Source organism: Bacteroides sp. DH3716P, from assembly GCF_025914115.1.
GTDB classification, from domain to species: Bacteria; Bacteroidota; Bacteroidia; order Bacteroidales; family Bacteroidaceae; genus Bacteroides; species Bacteroides ovatus.
The window spans coordinates 6,612,907-6,616,255 of the sequence record NZ_CP083673.1 but is presented as its reverse complement, the minus strand read 5'-3'; the positions used below and the strand labels follow the sequence as shown (position 1 = coordinate 6,616,255).

Sequence of the window (3,349 nt, the reverse complement as noted above, 5' to 3'; positions counted from 1 at the left end):
AAAAGACATAAAGACAAATTATGTGTGAAGAATACTCTTTTCCGAGGAAAAGGAAGATTGTTCACAGTCACAAGACCTCAAGCAGAATTTGACGATTGTCTCAGACGCGGCTAACTTTGCAGGAAATATGCCTACCACTGCGCTGATTGGAAGAAGATTATTGATATTGGCTGCAAGAGGAATGATGTGTTATATATAAAGAGGTAAGAAGAAAGATTGAAACAGTAAGGGTGGGCAGTGAAGTGTTTGCAGGTCTGCTGTACCGACATAAAGCGAGTGTGTTGGCTGACCGGGATGCAAGTCATCAAAGCTTCAGCCTTGATAGCTTGTAGCACGGACAGACAATTCTCTCGCGTCGGTACTTCGGCATACTGTCAGCTTTGGCTAATAGCAACGTGTTGCCATCAGCCAAAGGTGTCTGTATGACGACAGACCATGTAACGCTTCGCTAAGGTGTGGGGCGTAGCAGTATAATTAAGAGGTAGATAGTAACGTATATCAGGTAAGAAGAGACAGTTGCGTAACGGACAAATCGGGCACTCTTGTCAGCATGACAAATGTGCCTTGTCCTTGCCGCAGGACACTGAGGCANGTAAGAAGAGACAGTTGCGTAACGGACAAATCGGGCACTCTTGTCAGCATGACAAATGTGCCTTGTCCTTGCCGCAGGACACTGAGGCATATTGGACGTAGCAGACATGTCTGCCACATTCAATATGCCTGAGTGGACAAGAACTGCCTCCTGTATAGCAGAAGAGAAATTGTAAAACAGTTGATTAGTGGTAAAGGTGGTATGGGTGGGCAGGCAGAATGGCATTACACGGACATTGCCGAAGCCCGATAATGGGACAGCCAGACAGCAATAAAGGCAGTTATCAGAAGTGGCAGTTTCTGATAGTACCATTGTTGCCTGCCTGTCACATGGGCATTCGTGCGGTGTCCGTACAGTAATGCCGTTCTGAAGGTGTGGGGCGAAGCGGTACAACACACTTGGACGGACACACCGATTATAGCAGAAGATATTTTGCAGTCAAAGAGAAGAAGAACAGTAAAGCAGGCGTGGGTGGGTAGTGAAGCTGTCGCAAGATTGACGGTCTGAATATCAAGGCGAGTGGATAGCCAGTAAAGGACACAATTATTAGAAGTCCCGGCTTCGACATCTTGTGGCATAGATGGCAGTCCTCTCGCGTTCAGACCTTGGCATACTGTCTTTCTTGGCTAATAGCGACCTTGTTGCCATCAGCCGGGAATGTCTGTATGCCAACAATCTTGGTGACGCTTCGCTTATGGAGAGGGACGAAGTGGTTAGGATAAAGGAAGACGGCATCGCCGATATAACCAATAACAGAACACGGTTGTTATTAGAGAAGATTATCACACGCTATAACAGCAGATTGATGTCCCTGAGTAAAACAAAAGCGACCCGAAGGTCGCCTTGTTATGGAGAGGAAAGGCTATTTCTTGCCTTTCTTGGTTGCTGGCTTGGCCGGCTCTTCCGNAAAACAAAAGCGACCCGAAGGTCGCCTTGTTATGGAGAGGAAAGGCTATTTCTTGCCTTTCTTGGTTGCTGGCTTGGCCGGCTCTTCCGCAGGAGTCTCCTCCTTGTCGGGACACTCATAGAACTTGGTTGCAACCATGATGATTCTGGAGTGCTTCACGCCATCCTTGTCTGTCCACTCCTCTGGCTTGAAGAAACCCTCGACGGTGAGCAACGTGCCCTTGGTGAGCTTGTCGAATGATTCGGTGTGCTCGTTCTTGCGCCATGCCTCCATATTCATGAAAGCCGATACGCGGTTGGTTTCCTCGCCGTTCTTCTCCTGACGGCCTACTGCCAATGAGAAGCGTGCTACGCTGGCGTTTGCGAACTGACGGATTTCTGCATCCTTACCTACGAAACCTGAAACTGTGAAGTTGTTCTCGATCTTTTTCATTTTGAATTGAATTTAAAAGTGAAACTTAATTTTTACATGCATTCAAAAGCAGGGATGTGGCACCATGTGGGAAGCACCATGAAAATCGTTCGCAATACTCTTTTTCTTGTTGGCGATGAACGACAGAGAGGAAGAAAAAGGAAGATTACGCACTATTTTATTGGTCACAGCGATAGCGGCCACACAAGAAGGAGGAAGTCCTTCGCAGCATCACGCTACCTTTGCATGGTAAAAATAAGTGGCTTTCAAATAACTCAATTCAGAAAAAGACGGGGCCAAACAATGGAACAAAGGTTGTAAGCAAGGAGGCAATCCGTATGCAACTGACAGAGGCACTGCTATGGCGGTATGCCTGGAGTAACGAAGCGGGAAATCCGACCTTACAGCTGTATCAGCAGAAGATGGAGGAGCATGAACAATGATGCACAATGAACGACAAGCCACAAAGGTGCAGCTTACCAACAGAGGCATCAAGCCAAAGGAGGATAGACATCAGAGGATTGGCGATAACACTCTCATCATGCCAAAGCAAGTTCTGTGTCCGACAAGGAAGAGTTGCAAAAGACAGACGAGTAAAACCAAAAGGCGAAATAACCATTCCTATAACAAGGTAAAGAGACGCTTAAAACGGCGAAGGGACTTTGGCGNCAAAAGACAGACGAGTAAAACCAAAAGGCGAAATAACCATTCCTATAACAAGGTAAAGAGACGCTTAAAACGGCGAAGGGACTTTGGCGGCGTGTAGCTATACAGCTGTCGAAGCATCGCTTCTATAACAGGACTGGAGCAAGTGAGCAAACCGCACAACTTGCTCCTAAGGTATTTCAGTTACAACAACCATAACCTCATTGGAGGATTGTCCTAAAAGAGTTTTTGCAGTCAAAGGAAGAAAGAGTCTGCAAGCCACATAGCCAACAGACTCTTTCTCTTGATTATTCACAGATGACAACGTCATCCTTGTACTCTGTCACCTCCTTGCCATTGATGAGCTGGACAATGACCTCACACCCCAAGTCCTCGACAATCGTTCCCTCTGTCTGACCTCTTCGGGGATAAAGCAAGGTGCAGAAACACCCTACAACACCGTCCAACTGCTCCATGTCTATCGTTGCCATATCGGTTCCTCCTTGTTAGCCGAATGTGATTGGATTGATGCAGAAATTCGTGTCCTCTGCCTCATACTCGTATTCATTGATGAAGTCAATCATCTTCTGTTCGTTTCTTCCGTCCTGTGAGACACCAGTCTTCTCACACCACAACTTGATAGCATCACCAAAGGTGGAGTAAGCACCCTCACAATCCTCAAAGAGTTCTCCGTATGCAGTGACGTAGCACTCTTCGGGGAAGAAGTCGTTCTCATCGTGCGTATAGAAGATGTCGCAACCTGGCTCAATCTCTCGCCAACTGATTGAAAGTTC

The 3,349-nt window shown here is 46.9% G+C and carries 3 protein-coding genes and 1 pseudogene; all 4 read right to left on the bottom strand.

Translation table 11 applies throughout. The features are described from left to right. Positions 1 to 816: 816 nt before the first annotated feature. Complete coding sequence (locus tag KQP79_RS25725) at positions 817 to 1,170, bottom strand: hypothetical protein (RefSeq protein ID WP_234138168.1); 354 nt, start codon at positions 1,168 to 1,170, stop codon at positions 817 to 819. Positions 1,171 to 1,544: 374 nt separating this feature from the next. Further along, positions 1,545 to 1,931, bottom strand: coding sequence for a single-stranded DNA-binding protein (locus KQP79_RS25720; RefSeq protein WP_004319910.1), 387 nt, complete (start codon positions 1,929 to 1,931; stop codon positions 1,545 to 1,547). Between the two features lie 932 nt (positions 1,932 to 2,863). Continuing rightward, a complete protein-coding gene (locus KQP79_RS25715; RefSeq protein ID WP_004319908.1) occupies positions 2,864 to 3,046 on the bottom strand; it encodes a hypothetical protein in 183 nt (60 codons plus the stop codon). A gap of 15 nt (positions 3,047 to 3,061) precedes the next feature. Beyond that, positions 3,062 to 3,349 (bottom strand): annotated as a pseudogene (locus KQP79_RS25710) (hypothetical protein); the annotation flags it as partial.